The 1,701-nt window shown below is 33.4% G+C and carries 2 protein-coding genes and 1 pseudogene; 2 read left to right on the top strand and 1 reads right to left on the bottom strand.

Translation table 11 applies throughout. The features are described 5' to 3' along the window. Positions 1–209 (bottom strand): annotated as a pseudogene (locus BHE19_RS22885) (helix-turn-helix transcriptional regulator); the annotation flags it as partial. Positions 210–462: 253 nt separating this feature from the next. Here BHE19_RS22885 and BHE19_RS07720 point away from each other — a divergent pair. Together BHE19_RS07720 and BHE19_RS07715 are read left to right on the top strand one after the other, a co-directional pair. Beyond that, the gene (locus tag BHE19_RS07720; RefSeq protein WP_070906601.1) at positions 463–1,149 is read left to right on the top strand and encodes a hypothetical protein; all 687 of its coding nucleotides are present in this window, start codon (positions 463–465) and stop codon (positions 1,147–1,149) included. 322 nt (positions 1,150–1,471) lie between these two features. Continuing rightward, the coding region (locus tag BHE19_RS07715; protein ID WP_317040043.1) for a transcription termination/antitermination NusG family protein at positions 1,472–1,701 on the top strand (230 nt) is incomplete at its 3' end.

Here is a 1,701-nt window from a genome sequence, read left to right as displayed (position 1 = left end):
TCTGCCGGAGTGTGATCACACAAGAATAATGGATTTTCGGATACATACTCAAACCCTTTTTTTTCGTAATCAATAATATAAATACTACTGTAAGTTGTTCTGGCAAATGCTTTGACCAGTTCTAAATAATTTCCCAGTCTTCCTTTCTCATCTTCAGAGATCTTTTGAACGGTGTTGTTTGAGGAAAAAAAGTCGTTTTCAATTACCATATTTTAATAGTTTTTTAACAGGTTGTGAATATAGGAAAAATTGGAGATATGATGTTAAATTAATTTTATTTCTATACGAATTTAACTTCATTTCAATAAAAATGATATTTGGGTTTTTGGCCGTTTTTTTTCTTCTAAAGTTCATTTTTAAAAACTACACTTAAGGGTAGTTTTTAATTAAAATACTGTAAACTAGTATTTTGTGTAATATGAAGCGTAAATTGTGGTGATAGTTTTGGAGAAAACAAATACTATGAAACTCGCCAAAAACCACCACACAGCAATTAGTCAAAATGACATCTTTCGTATGTCCAAATTTGTAGTCACAGAAAACTTCAATCACCATTCTAATGAAGTTTTTCCGGGCCACTATCAAAAAGATATTGATGCCGTTTACAAAGAAGAAATGAACTTCCTTGAAAACTCCAAAATATTCGCATTCAAAAACGAATTGGGAGACTTTACCGGTACCATCAGAGTTTTAAAATGGGACTTCATTACTCCGCTTCCCATTCAAAAAATGTTTGGGATCAATCCTTTCTTATGTGCAGAAGGAGATGCCATCAATGAAATCTGGCACATTGGACGTTTTGCCATTAAAAAAGGCGTTCGTGATGTTAACCTGCTAAAAAAATTATTGGTTTGTGCCATTGCACCGGTTTGCAAACACAAAGACAATATGGCCTTTGCCGAAATCGACGCTAAACTGCTTCGCGTATTAACCCTAATGGGCATCAAAGCAAAAATTGTGGGTAAATCAATCGAATACCTGGGATCAGAAACAATACCTGTATCGATGTCCTATAATGGTCTTATTACTTTTTACAACGAGAACAAACATTTGGTTACACCGGAAGATTTTGAGCTTTCTTCTGTAAACTATAAACTACCCAATAAGGTAGTATTTAACGCTAACCAATTGAACTACACTTTGGTGTAGTAGAATTTGAAAACCTATATTGTAAATTTACTTCAGTAAAAATAAGTAGTTGAATTCGCAACTTTCAGATTTTTACACACACTCAAAAGGCATCAAAATTTACCTTGCGAGTTCCAACAAAAACATTATTACCAAAATTACTTTAGAGTAAAAAAGGTAAAGCTATTAAACCAAAAAACGTATCTAAAAAAAATAACCATGTGACTGGTAATAGCGCAGCTATGTCCGGTGACGAAAAAAACCAAATAATATGGATCGAAAACAAGGTTGGCATGTTCTTTACGTCAAGTACAGACATGAGAGTAAAGTCTACAAAGAACTAATGGAAAAAAAATTAGAAGCTTTTTTACCTATGGCCACCAGCATTAGACAATGGAGTGACCGAACTAAGAAAATTGAAATTCCCTTATTTCCCAGTTATGTTTTTGTAAACATTAGAAACAACAAAGACTTTCATGATGCTTTAAATGTAGAGAGCGGTTGTTCCTACTTGTCTTTCGGCAAAGAATACGGCAAAGTTTCCGAAGAAGAAATCGCTTATATCAAACTCTT

Source organism: Flavobacterium tructae, assembly GCF_001853485.1.
GTDB lineage: Bacteria > Bacteroidota > Bacteroidia > Flavobacteriales > Flavobacteriaceae > Flavobacterium > Flavobacterium tructae.
This window is presented reverse-complemented; position numbering and strand designations above follow the sequence as displayed.

Excerpts from the sequence above, each read along its gene's own strand:
- BHE19_RS07720 (WP_070906601.1), top strand. The coding sequence starts at position 463 with ATGAAACTCGCCAAAAACCACCACACAGCAATTAGTCAAAATGACATC.